The sequence below is a fragment of the Microbacterium sp. UBA7513 genome (assembly GCF_002478345.1).
In the GTDB taxonomy this organism is placed as follows: Bacteria; Actinomycetota; Actinomycetes; order Actinomycetales; family Microbacteriaceae; genus Microbacterium.
Genome location: NZ_DLNJ01000019.1, coordinates 1 through 17583, shown reverse-complemented (window position 1 = coordinate 17583; position 17583 = coordinate 1). Strand labels below are relative to the sequence as shown.

General features: G+C 70.4%; 17 protein-coding genes. 6 read left to right on the top strand and 11 right to left on the bottom strand.

The genetic code is table 11. The features are described from left to right. Positions 1-11: 11 nt before the first annotated feature. Positions 12-398 (bottom strand): hypothetical protein, encoded by a 387-nt coding sequence (locus B2W79_RS10060; RefSeq protein WP_292789180.1) that lies wholly within the window; start codon positions 396-398, stop codon positions 12-14. A 230-nt stretch (positions 399-628) separates the two neighbouring features. Between B2W79_RS10060 and B2W79_RS10055 the strand changes: the two genes are divergently transcribed. Then, the gene (locus B2W79_RS10055; protein WP_017203224.1) at positions 629-877 is read left to right on the top strand and encodes a WhiB family transcriptional regulator; all 249 of its coding nucleotides are present in this window, start codon (positions 629-631) and stop codon (positions 875-877) included. 60 nt (positions 878-937) lie between these two features. Here B2W79_RS10055 and B2W79_RS10050 read toward each other — a convergent pair whose 3' ends face one another. Together B2W79_RS10050 and B2W79_RS10045 are read right to left on the bottom strand one after the other, a co-directional pair. Beyond that, positions 938-2422 carry a sensor histidine kinase gene (locus B2W79_RS10050; RefSeq protein ID WP_060923178.1) on the bottom strand — a complete coding sequence of 495 codons (1485 nt, stop codon included), beginning with the start codon at positions 2420-2422 and terminating at the stop codon, positions 938-940. Between the two features lie 24 nt (positions 2423-2446). Further along, positions 2447-2833, bottom strand: coding sequence for an Rv3235 family protein (locus B2W79_RS10045; protein WP_071328294.1), 387 nt, complete (start codon positions 2831-2833; stop codon positions 2447-2449). Positions 2834-3017: 184 nt separating this feature from the next. Here B2W79_RS10045 and B2W79_RS10040 point away from each other — a divergent pair, with 184 nt between their 5' ends. Beyond that, complete coding sequence (locus tag B2W79_RS10040) at positions 3018-3629, top strand: hypothetical protein (protein WP_292789174.1); 612 nt, start codon at positions 3018-3020, stop codon at positions 3627-3629. Between the two features lie 3 nt (positions 3630-3632). On the opposite strand, the gene B2W79_RS10035 is transcribed toward B2W79_RS10040, so the two are convergent. Next, the gene (locus B2W79_RS10035; RefSeq protein WP_060923181.1) at positions 3633-3911 is read right to left on the bottom strand and encodes a helix-turn-helix domain-containing protein; all 279 of its coding nucleotides are present in this window, start codon (positions 3909-3911) and stop codon (positions 3633-3635) included. 98 nt (positions 3912-4009) lie between these two features. On the opposite strand from B2W79_RS10035, the gene B2W79_RS10030 reads away from it, so the two are divergent. Both B2W79_RS10030 and B2W79_RS10025 read left to right on the top strand, forming a co-directional pair. Beyond that, a complete protein-coding gene (locus B2W79_RS10030) occupies positions 4010-4630 on the top strand; it encodes an SAF domain-containing protein (protein ID WP_292789170.1) in 621 nt (206 codons plus the stop codon). Beyond that, positions 4627-5910 carry an AAA family ATPase gene (locus tag B2W79_RS10025; RefSeq protein WP_292789166.1) on the top strand — a complete coding sequence of 428 codons (1284 nt, stop codon included), beginning with the start codon at positions 4627-4629 and terminating at the stop codon, positions 5908-5910. Before B2W79_RS10030 ends, B2W79_RS10025 begins: the two co-directional genes overlap by 4 nt. Here B2W79_RS10025 and B2W79_RS10020 read toward each other — a convergent pair. Next, entirely contained in the window at positions 5801-7027 is a 1227-nt protein-coding gene (locus tag B2W79_RS10020) for a pyridoxal phosphate-dependent aminotransferase (RefSeq protein WP_292789163.1), read from the bottom strand. The genes B2W79_RS10025 and B2W79_RS10020 overlap by 110 nt on opposite strands. A 67-nt stretch (positions 7028-7094) precedes the next feature. Continuing rightward, positions 7095-9899 (bottom strand): preprotein translocase subunit SecA, encoded by a 2805-nt coding sequence (gene secA / locus B2W79_RS10015; RefSeq protein WP_292789160.1) that lies wholly within the window; start codon positions 9897-9899, stop codon positions 7095-7097. Between the two features lie 189 nt (positions 9900-10088). Here secA and B2W79_RS10010 point away from each other — a divergent pair, with 189 nt between their 5' ends. Both B2W79_RS10010 and B2W79_RS10005 read left to right on the top strand, forming a co-directional pair. Then, positions 10089-10721, top strand: coding sequence for a PadR family transcriptional regulator (locus B2W79_RS10010; RefSeq protein WP_071328290.1), 633 nt, complete (start codon positions 10089-10091; stop codon positions 10719-10721). A gap of 80 nt (positions 10722-10801) precedes the next feature. Further along, positions 10802-12130 carry a hypothetical protein gene (locus B2W79_RS10005; protein ID WP_071328289.1) on the top strand — a complete coding sequence of 443 codons (1329 nt, stop codon included), beginning with the start codon at positions 10802-10804 and terminating at the stop codon, positions 12128-12130. Between the two features lie 63 nt (positions 12131-12193). Here B2W79_RS10005 and hpf read toward each other — a convergent pair whose 3' ends face one another. The 5 genes from hpf to B2W79_RS09980 form a co-directional block, all read right to left on the bottom strand. Next, positions 12194-12850, bottom strand: a complete 657-nt coding sequence (hpf, locus tag B2W79_RS10000; RefSeq protein ID WP_071328288.1) for a ribosome hibernation-promoting factor, HPF/YfiA family — start codon at positions 12848-12850, stop codon at positions 12194-12196. 131 nt (positions 12851-12981) lie between these two features. Continuing rightward, positions 12982-13629: a ComF family protein gene (locus tag B2W79_RS09995; protein ID WP_292789153.1), complete on the bottom strand. Its 648-nt coding sequence runs from the start codon at positions 13627-13629 to the stop codon at positions 12982-12984. Positions 13630-13720: 91 nt separating this feature from the next. After that, complete coding sequence (locus B2W79_RS09990) at positions 13721-15439, bottom strand: LpqB family beta-propeller domain-containing protein (protein ID WP_071328286.1); 1719 nt, start codon at positions 15437-15439, stop codon at positions 13721-13723. Then, positions 15436-17115: an MtrAB system histidine kinase MtrB gene (mtrB, locus tag B2W79_RS09985; protein ID WP_071328285.1), complete on the bottom strand. Its 1680-nt coding sequence runs from the start codon at positions 17113-17115 to the stop codon at positions 15436-15438. The genes B2W79_RS09990 and mtrB overlap by 4 nt, the downstream gene beginning before the upstream one ends. Positions 17116-17122: 7 nt before the next feature. Then, positions 17123-17583: response regulator transcription factor (locus B2W79_RS09980; RefSeq protein WP_292789149.1), on the bottom strand; the 461-nt coding region annotated here is incomplete at its 5' end.

The following is a 17583-nucleotide window of genomic DNA, read 5'->3' as shown; positions in this document are numbered from 1 at the left end:
ACGGCGCGGACTCACTCCGCTTCGCGTCGGGTCCCCTCGCGGCGCGCGCTCGCGATGAGGAGCGCGAGTCCGGCGACGGCCGGGATACCGAGTCCGAGCACGAAGGCCCACGGTATGGGCGGCAGCGTGAGAGCGCCGAGCGCCAGCGCGATCGCGAGGACCTGGAACACCACCCCGCCTGATCGCGCCCAGGAGCGTCCGGCCCGGGTGCCGAACGCGAAAGCCGCGAGCGCCGCGGCGCCGATCAGCGTCAGGACGATGAGGGCGATGGCCGTCGGCAGCGACGCCGCGTCCCCCGCCCCCAGGCCGGCCATCTCGATCGCGGCGAACACGAGCAGGGCGACGGCTTCGACCGCCAAGACGGCGGCGGCGGCGCGGGCGATTCCCGGTGCGCGCACGGGTGTCCTCCCGGGGATCGAATGACGAGAAAACCCTTGATTTCAGGGTATTCATGTAACAGAATAGAGAAAGTCATGTGCTCCCACAGCGGCGTGGGGCGAACGTTCGCGTTCGCATCACAATCAGCGGGCATCCGCCCGTATCTCAACAGGGTAGCGGAACCCGAACCGTCACCCGAATCGAGAGGTCGCATCGCGACATCTCATGAAATCCACACCGAGGAGCCCCCATGGACTGGCGTGACAAGGCCGCCTGCCTGACCGTCGACCCCGAACTGTTCTTCCCCGTCGGGAACACCGGCCCGGCCGTCGATCAGATCGAGAAGGCCAAGACCGTCTGCGCGACGTGCACGGTCACCGAGATCTGCCTGCAGTACGCCCTGGAGACCAGCCAGGACTCGGGCGTCTGGGGCGGCCTGTCCGAAGACGAGCGCCGCGCGCTCAAGCGTCGCGCCGCACGCGCCCGCCGCGCTTCCTGAGATTCGCAGAAGCGGCCTGAGACATCGTCTCAGGCCGCTTCTGCATGTTCCGGTAGAGCGTCAGCGCTCGAGCCAGCGCAGCGGGATGTCGATGACCACCTCGGTCCCCTCGCCCTCGCTCCCCCGCCAGTCGATCGTGCCACCGAGCTCGCCCTGGATCAGGGTGCGGATGATCTGTGTACCCAGGCCCTGACCGATCCGGCCCTCCGGAAGCCCGTGTCCCGTGTCGCGGACCGTCACGCGGAGATTGTCCTCGGTGCGCTTGGCGTCGATGGTCACGACACCCTCCTGCCCGGCGAGGCCGTGCTCCACCGCGTTGGTCACGACCTCCGTCAGGGCCAGGGCCAGCGGAGTGGCGTACTCGCTCGGGAGCACGCCGAAGTGTCCCGTCGACTGGGTGCGGGCGCGCGTGTTGGGAGCCGACGCCACTTCGGCGACGAGCTTGAGCACGCGATGGAAGACCTCGTCGAAGTCGACCTTCTGCGTCAGACCCTGGGCGAGGGTATCGTGCACGACCGCGATCGCGTCCACACGACGCATGGCCTGTGTGAGAGCATCCCGCGCCTCGTCGGAGTGGGTGCGTCGCGCCTGGATCCGGAGCAGGGAGGCCACGGTCTGCAGGTTGTTCTTGACGCGGTGGTGGATCTCCCGGATCGTCGCGTCCTTGGTGATGAGTTCCTGCTCCTGGTGGCGCAGCTCCGAGACGTCGCGGCAGAGCACGATGGCCCCGATGCGCGTGCCGTGATCCTTCAGAGGGATGGCACGGAGCGAGACCGTCACGCCACGCGCCTCGATGTCCGTCCGCCACGGTGCCCGTCCGGTCACCACCACGGGCAGCGACTCGTCGACCTGCCGGGAGGGCGGCACGAGCCGGGTGGTCACCTCGGCCAGGGACTCCCCCTCCAACTCGTCGTCGAAACCCATCCGATTGAACGCGGACAGGGCGTTGGGGCTGGCGAAAGTCGTGATGCCGTCCACGTCGATCCGGATCAGGCCGTCCGACGCCCGTGGAGCGCCACGGCGCGGTGACGTCGGTGCTGCCGGGTCCGGGAAGCTGCCGTCTGCGATCATGCGGAACAGGTCGTTGGCACACTCGTCGAAGGTGATCTGCTGACGCGACGGCGTACGCACCTCCCCGAGGTTCGTGTGCCGGGTGACCACGCCGATGACGCGGGGAGCCTTATCCTCACCCCGACGCTCGATGACGATCGGGACGGCGCGGACCCTGGTCGGCGTCTCCTCGAACCAGTCGGGCGAGGAGGAGTCCACGATCTCCGCCGACTCGAAGGCGCCCTGCACCTGAGTGCGCCACTGCGGACGCACCCGCTCCCCGACGATGTCGCGGTAGAAGAGCGTCGCCGCGCCGCTCGGTCGTGCGTGCGCGACGGCGACGAACGATCCGTCGTCCGTCTGGATCCACAGGACGATGTCGGCGGAGGCGAGGTCCGCGAGGAGCTGTCCGTCACCGGCGAGCCGGTGCAGCCACTCCACGTCGTCGTCGGTCAGAAGGCCCTGGGCCTGGGCGAGATCACTGAGGGTTGACACCTCACCAGCCTAGGCTCCCCCGCCTCAGAGGATGGCGAGCGACGTCGCGCGCCACCGTCGGTCCAGCCCTTCGAGCCGGATGGCCACGGCACGTGTGCGCCCCGGTCCCGCCACCACCACGACTGCCTCAACGATGCCGTCCCGTGGGTGGGTCACCCGCACGGTGCGGATGACGAAGGTGGGCCGGGTCGGCGCGACACCACGAGCGCTGCGCGCACGGGCGGCGAGGTTGGCCCGGACGACCACGCTGCGGTAGGCCTCCTCGCTGAACCACCGGGCGAGCTGATCCACCTCCCGCACCCCCGCCAGAGCCTCGAGCGCGCCCTGGGTGAGGCTCCGCACGAGGAGTGCGGGGTCCGGAAGCTCATCGGCCGGGGTGGGCTGCGGTCCGAAGTACTCGGCCAGCATCATCTCGATCTCCCTTCACGGGGTCGGCGAGCCGTCAGCAGAACACGATCCCGGTGCGGTGCGGGCGCCACCGGCTCAGGTCTGTGGACAACCCGTAGACGACCGCACCACGGGCCGAAAGGAGTGCGGTCTCGGCAGCGATGTGGATAACTCGGACGAGGCGACGCCGGCCCCTACGCTCGGTCGGGTGCACTGGGAATCCCTCTTCGACGACTTGGAAGGACAGCTCGCCGCGGAGTGGGAGGCGGAACGCGCCGCCCGCGACGCCGAGTCCGAGCGGCTCCGCATAGCCCGGCTCGATCTGCGCGCACGATTGCGGCATCTGTGCGCCGAGCACACCGACACGACGCTCCACCTCGCCGACGGGGCCCGCGTCCCCGTCGGGCTGCGGTCCTTGGGAGTGGACTGGCTCGCCGCCGTCTCCCGAGTGCCCCAGGGTGCGCGCGTGCCGAGCTCCCTGCTGCTGATCCCGATGACATCGGTCCTCGGGCTCAGCGTCGACCATGGTGCGATGCTGAGCAGCCTCGTCGACGAGAGCCAGGGGGCGCTGACGCTCCGCGAGCGGATGTCGCTGGGGTTCGCTCTCCGCGACCTCGCGCGTCGTCGCCTCCCGGTGCACCTCCGTCTCCTCGTCGGGGCCGACCTCCACGGGACCATCGATCGCGCCGCCGCCGATCATCTCGACCTCGCCGAGCACGACAGCGGCGCAGCGCGTCGGGCCGACGCCGTCCGAGGATTCAGGATGGTGCCGTACACGGCGCTGGCGGCGATCCGGGTGCAGGGGACGGCGACGCTCTGACGCTCAGCGGTGCCGCGCCGCGGAGGAGCCCCACAGCTCGGGGAAGCTCGCGGCCTGCGACTGCCGCCACAGGGCCATCCGGCGCGCCTCCTCCGTCTGCGCGGCGAGGTACTCCTCGATGCTCGGCTCCTCGATGCGCCAGCGCGCGGGAGCGCCCAGGGGGGCGCCGCGAAGGTGACCGGCGTGGACGAGCGCGATGACCTCGTCCACGTCGATGCTCAGCAGCTCTGCCACCTGCGCAGGCGCGAGGAACCGGGGGGTGTGCGGGTGCGGGGGTGTCATGCCCTCATTCTGGGTGCCCACGGCGGACGCCGTACGGGCAGGCGCGAGCCTGTGGATAACTCGACGGCCCGGTCCCCTGCTTCTGTGACCATATCGCCATGGCCCCGCTCTCCCGCTCCCCTCGTCGCTTCCGCGGCGATGCCCGCTTCGCGGTGGGCATCGTGCTCGTCCTCGCATCGATCGCCGGCGTCTGGTTCGTGCTCACCTCGTCGGACCAGGCGGTCCCGGTGCTCCAGGCACGACGCACGATCGTTCGCGGGGAGGTCCTCCGAGCCGCCGATCTCGAGACGGTCGATGTGGCGCTCGGCGCGGCGACGGACGAGTACCTCCGGCCGGATCAGCTCCCTGCGGGACAGGTCGCCGTCCGAACGCTCACGGAGGGCGAGCTGGTGCCAAGGACAGCGACGACGGCGGCCTCGGACAGTCGCACGACGACGGTCGTCGTCGAGAGCAGCGTGGGTCTCCCGGAGGACGTCGCAGCGGGAACCGAGGTGGAGATCTGGCAGGCACCGCTGCGCGAGGACGGACGCTCGTACGATGAACCCCGCATCCTCGTGGGAGACGTCGTCGTGCGCGCTGTCCTCGAGCCGGAGGGACTGCTGGCGGAGAATGCGGCGGAGCTGGAGATCGTGATCGATCGGAGCGACGTCGCTGCGGTCCTCGCCGCGGTCACCGGTGGCGCCGCGCTCTCGGTCGTCCCGGTCGGAGCCGGGTCGTGAGCGTCGTCCTCCTCGCCGTGACCCAGCCTCGAGCCGACGAGCTGGTCGCCGAACTCGAATGGGAGGGCGTCTCAGCGCTCAGCCTTCCGTCCGCGTCCGCTTCCGCGATCATCGCCCGCCTGCAACCGGACGTGGAGGCTGTCGTCGCCCCCGCGACCAGGGCTGTGCTGACCCCCGAACTCCTTTCGGCGTGCGATCGCGCCGGCGTCCGCATCGTCACCCTCGGGGGCACGGACAGTCGGGCGGTCCTGCGGATGGGCCTCGCCCCGCCCCTGCGCGCGGATGCTCCGGGGTGGGAGATCGCTGCAGCGCTCTCCACCGACGTGCGGCCCCCTGTCGCGGGCACACCGATGGCGGCGTCCCGCCTCACGGCTATCTGGGGCTCGCACGGAGCACCAGGGCGTTCCACGATCGCCGTTCAGCTCGCCGTGGAACTCGCCCGGCGCGGACGCCGGACGGCGCTGATCGACGCCGACACCGTAGCGCCCTCTCTGGCTCTGCTCCTCGGGATGGACGACGACGGCCCCGGGCTCGCGGCAGCCTGCCGTCGCGCCGAGGCCGGTGCGCTCGATCCGGCCGAGCTGACCCGCCTGTCCGCCCGGCTCGCGGCAGGCGGCACCGAGGTCGACGTGCTGGCGGGCCTCAACCGGCCGAGCCGCTGGCCCGAGCTCTCCGACGCGCGGATGCGGGCGACGTTGTCGGTCTGCCGGAGGTGGGCGGAAGAGACGGTGGTGGACGTCTCGGCCGCCGTCGACACGGACGAGGAGGCGATGTACGACGTGGTCGGCCCGCGGCGACACGCCGCGACCGTCGCGACGTTGAGCGAGGCGGACCGGGTCGTGGCCGTGGCCCTGGCGGACCCGCTGGGGATCAGCCGCTTCCTACGGGACCATGCAGAGCTGCGGCGTCTGGTCGGCCAGACTCCGGTGACGGTCGTCGTGAACCAGGTCCGTCCCGGGCCGCTCGGCCTCGACGCCCGCAGTCAGATCCGACGCACGCTGGAGCGGTTCGCCGGGCTCACCGATATCGCCTTCCTCCCTCTGGACCGCCGTGCCGTCGATGCGGCTCTCCTGCATGCCCGGCCGATCTCCGATGTCGCGCCGCGGTCGGCGCTGGTGGCCGCCGTGCGCCGGCTCGCGGCCGACCTCGACCCGTCCGTCTCCGTGGAGACTACTGCCGATAGCTCGACAGGAAGTTCCCGAGGCGCTCGACGGCTTCGCTCAGCACTCGCGGCTCTGGCAGGGTCACCAGGCGCAGGTGGTCCGGCGTCGGCCAGTTGAAACCCGTCCCCTGCACGAGCAGGATGTGCTCGGACACCAGCAGGTCGTAGACGAGCTTGGCGTCGTCGCGGATCTCATGCACGTCCGGGTCGAGGCGGGGGAACGCGTAGAGGGCGCCCTGCGGCTTCACGCAGGACACGCCGGGGATGGCCTCCAGACCTTCCCAGGCGATGTCGCGCTGCTCGTGCAGCCGCCCGGTCGGTGCGATGAGGGCGTCGATCGACTGCACGCCGGACAGCGCCGCCTGCACGGCGTGCTGCGCCGGGACGTTCGGGCAGAGCCGCGTCGACGCCAGCAGCGTGATGCCCTCGATGAAGCCCTTGGCGTGGTCCTGCGGCCCGGTGACGACCATCCAGCCGGAGCGGTAGCCGGCCACGCGGTACGTCTTGGAGAGCCCGTTGAACGTGAGGCAGAGCAGGTCGGGGGCCAGGGTCGCCGTCGGGATGTGCACCGCGTCGTCGAAGAGGATGCGGTCGTAGATCTCGTCGGAGAGGATGAGGAGCTGGTGCTCGCGCGCGATCTGCACGAGGCCCTCCAGCACCTGTCGCGAATAGACCACCCCGGTGGGGTTGTTCGGGTTGATGATCACGAGCGCCTTGGTCTGCGGGGTGATCTTCGACCGGATGTCCTCAAGGTCGGGCTGCCAGCCCTGCTCCTCGTCGCAGAGGTAGTGCACGGGCGTGCCGCCCGCGAGGCTGGTCATGGCCGTCCAGAGCGGGTAGTCGGGAGCGGGGATGAGGACCTCGTCCCCCTCGTCCAGCAGCGCCTGCATGGTCATGGTGATCAGCTCGGAGACGCCGTTGCCGAGGTACACGTCATCGGGATCGAAACGGGGGAACCCCTCGATCTCCTCGTACCGGCTCACCACGGCACGCCGGGCGGAGATGATGCCCTTGCTGTCACTGTACCCGTGGGCTGTGGGGAGCGCGGCGAGCATGTCGTGCACGATCTGATGCGGGGCGTCGAAGCCGAAGATCGCGGGATTGCCGGTGTTGAGCTTGAGGATCCGGTGGCCCTCTGCTTCCAATCGCGCCGCCTCGACGAGGGCGTTTCCGCGGATCTCGTACAGGACGTTCTTGAGCTTCGACGACTGGTCGAAGGTGCGCGATGGTGTCATCGATCAAGCCTACAGGGACGCAAGGAGGGCCAATCCGCACGGACTGGCCCTCCTCGTCACCCGAAGGCTACTTCTTCTTCTTGCTCTGCGCGCGCCGCTGCTCGCGGTTGCCCGCCGCCGGGGCGGCCGGCTCCGTGCGCTGGCCGAAGGCGCCGCGCGGGGCCTCCTCCGGCTCGGCCTGCTGCGGAGCCTGCGCCCGTGCCGCGGCCTGGCGCATCCGGTCGGTCGCGGCCTGCTGGACCTGCCCGCGGTCGTTGCGGACCTCGACCTCTCCGGCGTCGTTCGCCGCCGAGTACTCCAGGCGCTGCTCTCCACCGTCGGTGGCGAGCCCCTTGGCCTCGACCTCTGCCGTCTCGGCATCGCCGGCGCGACGGACCTCGACCTCGAGGTTGTAGAGGTAGCCGACCGACTCCTCCTTGATCTGACCCATCATCGACTGGAACATCGCGTAGCCCTCACGCTGGTACTCGATGAGCGGATCGCGCTGCGCCATCGCCCGGAGGCCGATGCCGTCCTTGAGGTAGTCCATCTCGTAGAGGTGGTCGCGCCAGCGGCGGTCGAGCACCTGGAGGACGACACGGCGCTCGAGCTCGCGGGTCGCGGCCTCGCCCAGCGACTCCTCGCGCTTCTCGTAGGCGATCTTCGCGTCCGACAGCAGCTCGCGCGTCAGGCCCTCGGCGGTGATGCCGCCCTTGCGTCCTGCGGCCTCCGACACGACCTCGTCGATCGTGACGCTCACCGGGTACAGGGTCTTCAGCTCGGTCCAGAGGGCGTCGAAGTCCCAGCTCTCGTTGTGGCCCTCGCCCGTGTGGTCACGCACGACACCGCTGATCGCGTCCTCGATGAAGTGCTGCACGCGGTCGGCGATGTCGTCGCCCTGGAGGATGTGACGGCGGTCGGCGTAGATCGCCTCGCGCTGACGGTTGAGGACGTCGTCGTACTTGAGGACGTTCTTGCGCATCTCAGCGTTGCGCGCCTCGACCTGCGACTGCGCGCTGCGGATCGCCCGGGACACGAGGCCCGACTCGATGGGGACGTCGTCGGGGAAGTTCGTGCGGGCCAGGATCGCCTCGGCGGCACCCGACTGGAACAGCCGCATGAGGTCGTCGGTGAGGCTCAGATAGAACCGGCTCTCGCCCGGGTCTCCCTGACGACCGGAGCGACCACGGAGCTGGTTGTCGATGCGGCGCGACTCGTGCCGCTCGGTGCCGAGCACGTAGAGGCCGCCGGCCTCGATGACCTTCTCGGCCTCCTCCTCGACGACCTTCTTCATGGCCTCGTAGGTCTCGTCCCAGGCGACCTCGTACTCCTCCGGCGTCTCCACCGGGTCGAGGCCCTTCGCCTTCAGCTCCTGCACCGCGAGGAACTCGGCGTTTCCACCGAGCATGATGTCGGTACCTCGACCGGCCATGTTCGTCGCGACCGTGACGGCCCCGAGGCGGCCGGCGCGGGCGACGATCTCCGCCTCGCGCGCGTGGTTCTTCGCGTTGAGGACCTCGTGCTTGACGCCCTTCTTGGCGAGCAGGCGCGACAGGTACTCGCTCTTCTCGACGCTGGTGGTGCCGACGAGCACCGGCTGCCCGCTCGCGTGGCGCTCCGCGATGTCCTCGACGACCTGCGCGAACTTCGCGGCTTCGTTCTTGTACACCAGATCCGGCTGGTCCTTGCGGATCATCGGCTTGTTCGTCGGGATCGGGATGACGCCGAGCTTGTACGTCGACATGAACTCGGCGGCCTCGGTCTCGGCGGTACCGGTCATGCCGGCGAGCTTGTCGTAGAGGCGGAAGTAGTTCTGCAGCGTGACGGTGGCGAGGGTCTGGTTCTCGGCCTTGACCGGCACGCCCTCCTTCGCCTCGATCGCCTGGTGGATGCCCTCGTTGTAGCGGCGTCCGACGAGGATGCGCCCGGTGTGCTCGTCGACGATCATGACCTCGTCGTTCATCACGACGTAGTCGGTGTCCTTCTTGAACAGCGCGAGCGCCTTGATCGAGTTGTTCAGGAACGAGATGAGCGGCGTGTTGGCGGACTCGTAGAGGTTGTCGATGCCGAGATAGTCCTCGACCTTCTCGATGCCCGGCTCGAGGACGCCGACGGTGCGCTTCTTCTCGTCGACCTCGTAGTCCTCGCCTGCGACGAGTGTGCGCGCGATCTTGGCGAACTCCGCGAACCAGCGGTTCGCCTCGCCGGAGGACGGCCCGGAGATGATGAGCGGCGTGCGGGCCTCGTCGATGAGGATGGAGTCCACCTCGTCGACGATCGCGAAGAAGTGCTCGCGCTGGACGAGGTCCTCCTTGCGCCAGGCCATGTTGTCGCGGAGGTAGTCGAAGCCGAACTCGTTGTTCGTGCCGTAGGTGATGTCGGCCGCGTACTGCTCGCGGCGCACGGCGGGCGTCTGGCCGGAGACGATGATCCCGGTCGTCATGCCGAGCGCGCGGTAGACGCGGCCCATGAGCTCCGCCTGGTAGCTCGCGAGGAAGTCGTTCACGGTGATGACGTGCACGCCCTCGCCGGCGATCGCGTTCAGGTAGGCGGGGAAGGTGGCGACGAGGGTCTTGCCCTCACCGGTCTTCATCTCGGCGATGTTCCCGAGGTGCAGGGCGGCGCCACCCATGATCTGCACGTCGTAAGCGCGCATGCCGAGTGTCCGCTTGGCGGCTTCACGCACCGCGGCGAAGGCTTCGGGCATGAGCTGGTCGAGCGTCTCGCCCTTCTCGTAGCGGGCGCGCAGCTCGGCGGTCTCGTTGCGCAGCTCGTCGTCCGTGAGCTGGGAGATGTCCTCCTCGAGGGCGTTCACCGCCTTCACCACCTGGTTCAGACGGCGGATGATCCGCCCCTCACCTGCGCGCAGCAGCTTCTCAAGAGGATTCGCCACGGATGTCATCTCCCTGTCATTGGGTCATTCGCCGGCCGCCGTAAGGCGGGCGCCAGGCATACTTTGCCATGTTACCGGCCTGTGACCTCCACGTCGCCTGCATGGGTCCGCCGCGTCGCGTCCGGGAAGTTGCCCGGTATGCATATACTCGGCACTGCTTTCCATCCGCCAGCCTTCAGGAGACCGGTCATGTCCGTACGCCAGAGCCTGCTCGCCATCCTCGATCAGGGCCCCTGCTATGGCTACCAGCTGCGGCACGAGTTCGACCGCCGGACCGGATCGACGTGGCCGCTCAACGTCGGCCAGATCTACAACACCCTGGAGCGGCTCGAGCGCGACGGGCTGGTCCAGCGCGGGGAGGCCGACGAGCACGGCCATGTCTACTGGCGCATCACCGCGGCGGGCTCGGCCGAGGCGGCGCGCTGGCTCGCCGCTCCGGTGCTCCGCGCCCCGGCGACGCGCGAGGAGCTCGCCGTGAAGCTCGCGGTCGCCGCCACCCTGCCCGGAGTCGATGCCGCGACCATCCTCCGCAGTCAGCGGGACGCCTCGCAGCAGCGGCTGGACGAGCTGCGCCGCACGCCCTCCCCCGGACTCGCGGCGGGCAGTCCCGAGGACCTCGCGTGGTCGCTCGTCCTCGACTCCCTTGTGTGCGCCGCGGAGGCCGAGCTGCGATGGCTCGATCAGGCGGAGGCACGACTCGCGCAGCACCCGCATCCGGAGATGGCCCTGGAGCTCACGACGGAACGCCCCAAGAGAGGGCGCCCGGCGAAGACGCTGCCGTCCGCCGTCGCCGGCGGCGACCCCGTCGCGGTGCCCGCCTGAAGAGTTCGGCGACGACGCCCTCCGTTCGCCTGGAGCGGATGCTCAGCCCGCGCACTCGCCCGGGAAACTAGGATCGGCACATGGCTGGATTTTGGGGCAGACGCAAACGCGAACAGGAAGAACTCGCCGCGCAGGACGCGGACCTCGCCCGGCGTGCGGAGCAGGCACTCGTCGCCGCCGACGAGCGCATCCGCACCACCTCCGACGAGCTCGTCTTCGCGGAGGCCGAGCTCGGCGAGTCCCTGACCGCCGACCTCAAGGCCGCGCTGCTGTCGGTGCGGACGCACCTGCGAGAGGCGTTCCAGCTCCACCAGCTCAACCACGACGAGATCCCGGACACCGACGAGGAGCTGCGCACGCGGAACGCGCGCATCCTGCAGCTCTGCGACTGGGCCCAGGACCTGCTCGACGAGAAGACCACCGTGCTCGCGGAGTCCGTCGCGAAGGTGCGGCGCGCGCCCGAGATCATCGCGCAGGTCCGGGCGGACGCGGAGGCGCTGAGCGCCCGCATCCCGCAGACGGACGAGACCGTGTCCCGGCTCTCCGCGCGCTACTCCGACTCCGCCATGCACCAGATCACCGCGAGCGCCGCCGAGGCGGAGCAGCTGATCCGCTTCGCCACCCACAGCGCCGACATCTCGGAGCGCCGCCGTGCCGCGAAGCAGAACGAGGAGGCGAACCTCGCATTGGAGACGGCCACCGAGGCGACGCGTCGTGCGGGCGCCCTGCTCGATGCGGTGGAGGACTTCGAGATCGAGGCGCTGCGCGCCGAATCGACCCTCGCCGAGGTGATCGCCGACTCCCGCAACGACCTCATCGCGGCGCGGACCGCTCCGTCCACGCCCGCGGTGGCGGAAGCCGTCGCCCGTCTGCAGGCGGCTCTCGCCGCGCTCACACCCTCGGGTCAGCCCAACGACCCGTTCGCCGAGCTCTCGCAGCTGCGCGAAGCGAACGCGGGCCTCGACCACGCCATCGCCACCGCGCGGCACCGCGCCGAGAACCCGCTGCCGTCCATCGCACAGGTGCAGCACGCGATGGACGACGCCGACCGCCAGCTCGGCGTCGCTCGCGGGCTCATCGCCGGCCACCGCGGATGGATCGGCGCGGACGCCCGCACGCGGCTGGCGGAGGCCGAGCGGCTGCGGGTCGACCTGCCGGCTCTCCTCCCCGCCGAGGACACCCGCGAGGCGGCACTGACTCAGGCCCGCCGGGTGGCTCATCTCGCGGCAGAGGCTCTCCAGCTCGCACAGCGCGACATCGACTCCTCGCGCCCGCAGGACCAGGACTGGGGCGGCGGCGGTTGGGGTGGCGGCCCTCGTCGCGGCGGCGGCATGGGCGGTGGCGACCTCGCCTCCGGCATCCTCGGCGGCCTCGTCATCGGCAGCCTCCTCGACGGCATCTTCGACTGACGCCGTCCGGTCTTCGCACGAGAACGGCCCGACCCCCGCGGGGTCGGGCCGTTCTCGGTCGTCTCAGGAGGCGAGCGCCTCGGCGGGCGGCGCCTGCGTGCTCAGGGCGATGACTCCGTAGTCCCAGCCCTTGCGGCGGTAGACCACGCTCGGGTGGTCCGTGCGCGCATCGACGAAGAGGAAGAAGTCGTGCCCGACGAGCTCCATCCGGTCGACGGCCTCCTCCACGGTCATCCACTCCGCCTCGAAGCTCTTCGTGCGGATGACCACCGGGGAGTAGTCCTCCTCCTCCTCGGTCTGCACTGGGATGCTGCCCGTCGCCACGGCGTGCAGCACCTCGGCGGAGGCCGGCTGCACATCGATGCCCTCGAGCGAACCGCTGCCCTTCTCGAAGTGCGGTCCGCGCGGATGCTGCCGTCCGTCGACGCGCTTCTCCTTCGCGCGGCGCAGCTGCTCGGTCATCTTGTCGATCGCCAGGTCGAGCGCCACGAACTTGTCGCCGTCGACGGCCTCGGCACGGACCACGGGGCCCTTGCCGACCAGGGTCAGCTCGACCGTCTCATCCGGGACGCGACCGTTGCGGTAGACCCGGTGCGTGACCTTCACGTCCAGACGTTGCGCCTTGGCGGCGAGGGTCTGGATCTTGGCGATCTTCTCTTCGACGACGGTGCGGAAGCGATCGGTGATGCCCACTCCGACGCCCACGATGCTCGTTTCCATTGCTGCCTCCTTGTCCCGGTCCTCCCGGCCAAGGGCGGACCGTGGTCGCCTTGTGACATCCCACCGTAGTCCGACCCGCCGCGGATGTCACGGCCTGAGGCCCTGTGTCTCCAGTGAGTCTCCGATGAACCTCATCCGGATTCGGTCGGCGACGGCGTGGCGGCGAGCGCGACGGCCCCGACGACCACGAATCCGACGGCGGTGAGGGCTCGCGTGGACTCGTCGAGCGTGGCCCCCGTCGTCACCACGTCGTCCACCAGGACCGCAGGCGCACCGTGCCCCTGTCGGCGCGCGCGCATCGCCCCGCGGACGTTGTCGGACCGCGCCGCAGCAGGCAGCTCCCGCTGATCCCGCACGCGCCGGGTGAGCGCGAGGACGCGTTGCGGCTCCGCGCCGGCGCGCCGCACCAGGAGCTCGGGCACGCGGTAGCCGCGCCGACGGAACGCGGCCCGGGAGGTGGGGACGGGGACCACCCACGCCCCCGGCACGAGGGCCGGCAGGAGCACGGCGGCGAGTGCGGCACCCAGCGGCCGGGCCAGCACGGTCTGCCCCGCTCCCTTCAGCCGCCGGATGCAGGAAACGACCGGGCCGTCCAAGGCGAGGGCGGCGTGGACCCGCAGCCCGTCCGGGGTACGCACCTCCCGCGGCACGGGAGCGAGAGCGCCCAGGCAGGAGTCGCACAGCACGGTACCGGGATGCTCGCACCCCGCGCAGCTCGCCGCGAGCAGCAACGCCCCGGTCTCCGCGGCGAGCTCGCCGATCCGTGTCGTGATCCCCATGCCGAGATCCTGCCGCCGGAAGCGTGCTCGCGAATCATCCCGCGGCAGCGGTGAAACCGATCGAGGGGGATCCCGTTCCGTGCAGGAAAGGTCATTCGCCGGCGCGTGTGGCGAGGACGGAGACCCCTTCGGCGATCTCCCGCCACGCCGAACCGGCGTGCGCGAACAACTGCCCCGTGGTGTCCAGGATGCGCACGCCTGCAGGAGTCCTGGCACCGGCGATGGACGCGGCATCGCTGGGCGCGCTCTCCGCCGATGCCGGTCCGCCGACCGGCTGCATGATCAGCCGGGGCGTCGTGGAATCCGTGAGCACGGCGAGCCGATCGGGTCCCAGCCAGACGAGCCCGGTCGACGGCTCGGTGAGCTGGATGAGCTGTCGCACTTCACCGAGCTCTGTGGGCACCCCGGCGCCGTCCCGGACGATTGCCGCGACGACGACCCAGAGCTGGCCGCCGACGCGCACCACCGCAGCGACCCTGGCGCCGTCGGCGGCGACCCGGATGTCCGAGATGGCCGAGGCGTTCGGCCACGCGCCGGCCACCTGGTGCCCGACGACATCCGGGCCGACCGCGAGCAGTGCCTGCGGCGCTCCCGCGGGCACCGACCACACGTAGCCATAGGGATCGAGGGACGGCTGCACGAGACCCGGGCGGGCATCCAGCTCGTTGCGGGCATCCTCGGTCGCCAGGTACACGTGACCGTCGTCCAGCTGCAATGCGGCGGTCGCATCGTCCGCGGCCACGTCGATCGCCGAGATCGGCTGCGGAACGGCCTGGATCTGCGCACTGATCCCGGGGATCGACGCGATCTCGTCGCCGACGATGCGACCGAACCTGCCGTCCTTCAGCACGAGCGTCCCCGGTTCCGGCGTGGTGCCCACGACGTCGACGACCCCCGCATCGAGCGCTCTGCCGTCGACGCTGAAGCGCACCTGGGTGACGTTCACCCCCGCGGCCTTCAGCGTGGCCTGCAGCTGCGTGCGCATCCGGGCCAGGGTCGTGTCGTCCAGGCTCGCCGCGGGGCGCGTCAGCGCCACCTCCGCCGCCTGCCCCGTGATCAGCACCGCGTCCTGGGCGAGCTGGACGTCCGCGGGGAAAGCCGTCTGCACAGCCGGATCGAGCCACTCCGCCGGCGTGCCGCTGACGAGTGCCTGCGTGACGGTCGTCGCCGGACTCTGGCGTCGCGGGAACCATCGCATGTCCGGGACCAGCCGCGACCAGCGCGCATCGAACCACTGCAGCGAGTATCCCTCGAACACGTTCGGGAACCTGCTCTGGTCGATCACCACGCCGTCCGGTGCCTCGGTGATCCGCCACTCGCCGTCCTCGCCACGGGCGAGAGCGAACGGCACGCTCGAATCGCCGGGGGCGCCGCTGTACGCCCCGGAGTCGTCGACGCTCGCGACCAGCTCGAGCAGGACCTGGACCTCGGCCTCCTCGGCGTCTTCGAGCTGATCGTCGGCGAGGTCGGAGGTGAACGTGCGGGCTTCCGGCCCGGCGTCGATGGAAACCCCCGCCGAAGGCCGCCAGCTGCGCTGCAGCGGCGGGGCCAGGAACTCCCGGGCCGTCGCCCAGTTGTCGGAGGTGGTGATGCCGGCTTCGAGGAACCCCTCCACGATCTCCTCTGGCCCCGCCCCCGCCACGGGACCGGAGGCCACCGGGAGCACGTCGACGTCGTCAGGCGACTCCCCCAGCTCCAGCCCGACGGCGACGTCTCCGCTCGTCGGCAGCCCGGCGCACGCGGGAAGCAGGAGCGCGACCAACGCCAGTGCGGCGCCACGGACGAATCGACTCCTCATGCGCGTGCTCATGACTGATCCTTCCCGTCGAGCAGATCGGAGTAGGCCTCGGCGATGGAGATCGGCTGCGTGGCATCACCGAGTTCGGCGAGCGGCTCCTGCGGCTCCACCGGGATCGGGCTCGGACCGTCCAGCACTCCGTCGTGGCGCGGGATGGTGAGCACGAAGTGCGAGCCGACGCCGAGCTCCGACCAGACCGCCAGGGTCCCGCCGTGCAGCGTGGCGTCGCCGAGGGCGATCGACAGTCCGAGCCCCGTGCCGCCGATCGTGCGCTGGCGCGACGGATCGGCCCGCCAGAAACGATCGAACACCCGTTCCGCGTCTCCGGGGTCCATGCCGAGCCCGAAGTCGCGGACACCGGCCGCCACCGCGTGCTGGTTGCTGTCCACCGTGACGACGACCGGGCGTCCCTCTCCGTGCTCGATCGCGTTGCCGATGAGATTGCGCAGCACCCGCCGCACGCGGCGCGGGTCCATGTCCACCGGCGAGTAGCCCCCCGGCGCCACCAGACGGACTTCCGTGCCGTGTCCTTCCGCGAGCGGCCGCATCTGCTCGATGACGTCCTCCGCGAGCTGCGCGAGACTCGTCGCCTCCAGCTCGAGCTGCACGGACCCCGCGTCGTACCGGCTGATCTCCAGCAGGTCGGCCAGCAGCGTGTCGAACCGCTGCACCTGCGCGTGCAGGAGCTCGGCGGTGCGTGCGGTCGTGGGGTCGAACTCGTCGCGCTGGTCGTTGAGCATGTCGGCGGCGAGGCGGATCGTCGTCAGCGGGGTCCTCAGCTCGTGCGACACGTCGGACACGAAGCGCTGCTGGACCATCGACAGCTCGCCGAGCTCCTTGATCTGCGCCTCGATGCTGTCGGCCATCGCGTTGAAGGAGCGACCGAGCGTCGCGAGCTCGTCCTCACCGTGCACCTCCAGCCGCACCCCGAGGTCACCCGCCGCGAGCCGCGCGCTCGTCTCCGCCGCCTGGACGATCGGAGTGGACACCGTCCGCAGCACGATCCAGGAGATGGCCGCGACGATGGCCACCAGCCCGATCCCGGCGATCCACAGGGTGCGTTGCACGAAGACGAGGGTCTGGTCGGCGTCGGCGAGGTCGTAGGCGAAGTAGATCTCGAAGGACCCGGCCTGCGGCACCTGGAGCTGCTGCCCCACGACGATGCCCGGCACCACGCCGCCGTCCTCCGTGGGCAGGGCGACGGACTGCCAGGCCTGCCGGTCGTCGAACTCGCGGACCCTGGCCTGCAGCTCGGGGCTCAGCAGATCCGGTGTGAGTCCGGCGGTGAAGCCGTTGAGCCGGACCGCCCCCGAGCCGTCCTGGATCTTGAAGCCGGCGAGCAGATCAGCACTCGACGTCCGGGAGAGGGTGTCGGGGATGCCGTTCCACAGATCGGTCAGAGCGGCGGGATCATCGCCCACCTCCGCCACGTCCAGAAGCGACTGCGCCTGGTCCACCGCACGCCGTGCGTCCTCCAGCGCCACGTTCTTCCGGGAGACGAAGAGGTCGTTCTGGATGACGAGCGCCATCGTGACGCACGTGATGAAGATCGCCAACGAGGTGGCGACCAGGGTGATCGCGAGGGTGCGGAACCGGAGCGACCGTCGCCACAGCGCCGCCAGCACGTCCGGCCAACCGCGCCAGTCGCGGAGGACGGCGACGGCCGTGGTCGCTGTCGTCGCGGCCATGGGGTCCCTAGGTGACGCTGCCGGCGCGATAGCCCACGCCGCGGACCGTCATGACGATCTTGGGGTTGTCCGGGTCGAGTTCCACCTTCGCCCGCAGGCGCTGCACGTGCACGTTCACGAGCCGGGTGTCGGCCTTGTAGTGGTACCCCCAGACCTGCTCGAGGAGCATCTCCCGGGAGAACACCTGCTGGGGCTTGGAGGCGAGGGCCACGAGGAGCTGGAACTCCAGCGGTGTGAGGGCGATCGGCGTCGTCCCGCGGCGCACCTCGTGCGCGTCCACGTCGACGGTGAGGTCGCCGATCCGCAGCTGCTCGCTGGAGGCCTGCGGCGTCGGCCGCAGCCGGGTACGGATGCGCGCCACGAGCTCCTTGGGATTGAACGGTTTGACCATGTAGTCGTCGGCCCCGACCTCGAGACCGCGCACCACGTCGGCCGTGTCGCTGCGTGCCGTCAGCATGATGATCGGCA

Excerpts from the sequence above, each read along its gene's own strand:
- B2W79_RS10035 (WP_060923181.1), bottom strand. The coding sequence starts at position 3,911 with ATGACACCCCCGCACCCGCACACCCCCCGGTTCCTCGCGCCTGCGCAG.
- B2W79_RS10045 (WP_071328294.1), bottom strand. The coding sequence starts at position 2,833 with ATGATGCTGGCCGAGTACTTCGGACCGCAGCCCACCCCGGCCGATGAG.
- B2W79_RS10030 (WP_292789170.1), top strand. The coding sequence starts at position 4,010 with ATGGCCCCGCTCTCCCGCTCCCCTCGTCGCTTCCGCGGCGATGCCCGC.
- B2W79_RS10055 (WP_017203224.1), top strand. The coding sequence starts at position 629 with ATGGACTGGCGTGACAAGGCCGCCTGCCTGACCGTCGACCCCGAACTG.
- B2W79_RS09990 (WP_071328286.1), bottom strand. The coding sequence starts at position 15,439 with ATGAGCACGCGCATGAGGAGTCGATTCGTCCGTGGCGCCGCACTGGCG.
- B2W79_RS10020 (WP_292789163.1), bottom strand. The coding sequence starts at position 7,027 with ATGACACCATCGCGCACCTTCGACCAGTCGTCGAAGCTCAAGAACGTC.
- B2W79_RS10005 (WP_071328289.1), top strand. The coding sequence starts at position 10,802 with ATGGCTGGATTTTGGGGCAGACGCAAACGCGAACAGGAAGAACTCGCC.
- hpf (WP_071328288.1), bottom strand. The coding sequence starts at position 12,850 with ATGGAAACGAGCATCGTGGGCGTCGGAGTGGGCATCACCGATCGCTTC.
- B2W79_RS09995 (WP_292789153.1), bottom strand. The coding sequence starts at position 13,629 with ATGGGGATCACGACACGGATCGGCGAGCTCGCCGCGGAGACCGGGGCG.
- mtrB (WP_071328285.1), bottom strand. The coding sequence starts at position 17,115 with ATGGCCGCGACGACAGCGACCACGGCCGTCGCCGTCCTCCGCGACTGG.
- B2W79_RS10010 (WP_071328290.1), top strand. The coding sequence starts at position 10,089 with ATGTCCGTACGCCAGAGCCTGCTCGCCATCCTCGATCAGGGCCCCTGC.